The 880-nt window shown below is 57.0% G+C and carries 1 protein-coding gene; it reads left to right on the top strand.

Features of this window, described 5'->3' with window-relative positions; genetic code table 11:
- Nucleotides 1-181: 181 nt before the first annotated feature.
- Nucleotides 182-841, top strand: a complete 660-nt coding sequence (locus tag ACGLHR_RS51900; RefSeq protein WP_400103933.1) for a trimeric intracellular cation channel family protein — start codon at nt 182-184, stop codon at nt 839-841.
- The last annotated feature ends 39 nt before the right edge of the window (nt 842-880 follow it).

The following is an 880-nucleotide window of genomic DNA, read 5'->3' as shown; positions in this document are numbered from 1 at the left end:
CCCATCTCATCGAACAGCGTATCGCTTCTCTCACGAGCACCACGCCCCCGCTCGCCCCGACTTATTGAGCAGTTACCAATCATTCGCCCAAGTTCGCACCGGTCATCCACCCGACGCTGGAAACGGGGCTGCAGGCCATGCTGACGGCGGCGTCTGCCTGGCTTTGCGGTCAGCAAGAGGCATGATGGAACACAGTCTCTTTGTCTTGGTCGACCTGTTCGGTACCTTCGCTTTTGCAGTCAGCGGTGCTCTTGCCGCTGAACAGAAGCGCCTCGATCTGTTCGGTGTCGTCGCGATCAGCTATATGACGGCCTGTGGCGGAGGAATCGTTCGGGATCTCTGCCTAGGCTCGTTACCGCCGGTGGGCATTTCAGATTGGCGGTATCTCGCGGCCTCGGTGTTGGCCTCGGCGATGGCAATCTGGGCGCGTCCAATCGTTGACCACCTTAAGCATCCTGTCGTTTTTTTTGATTCGCTTGGACTGGGCTTCTTTGCAGTCGTTGGTGCACACAAGGCGCTGCTGTTTGGCCACAACATCGAGGTTGCCATCGTTCTCGGCATGGTGACTGCTGTCGGCGGTGGCGTGATGAGAGATGTGGTGCTCAATCGCGTACCGATCATCCTACAGAAGGAAATCTATGCGCTCGCTGCACTGGTAGGCGCAGGCATACAAGTTCTTGGACAATTCATGGAATGGAGGGTAGCAGTCACGCCTTGGTTTGCGGCGTCGATCTGTTTCGCGATCCGCCTGCTTGCGCTCCGCTATTCCTGGAGCCTTCCTCTTGTCCATAAGACGGACGCCGCCCCCCGTGCCAATATGACGTGCATCACCTATCCCTGATAGATTAGTGAGCAACGAGGTAGGTATGACCGTCAACAA

This window comes from Cupriavidus sp. CuC1, assembly GCF_044627735.1.
Taxonomy (GTDB): Bacteria; Pseudomonadota; Gammaproteobacteria; order Burkholderiales; family Burkholderiaceae; genus Cupriavidus; species Cupriavidus ulmosensis.
This window is presented reverse-complemented; position numbering and strand designations above follow the sequence as displayed.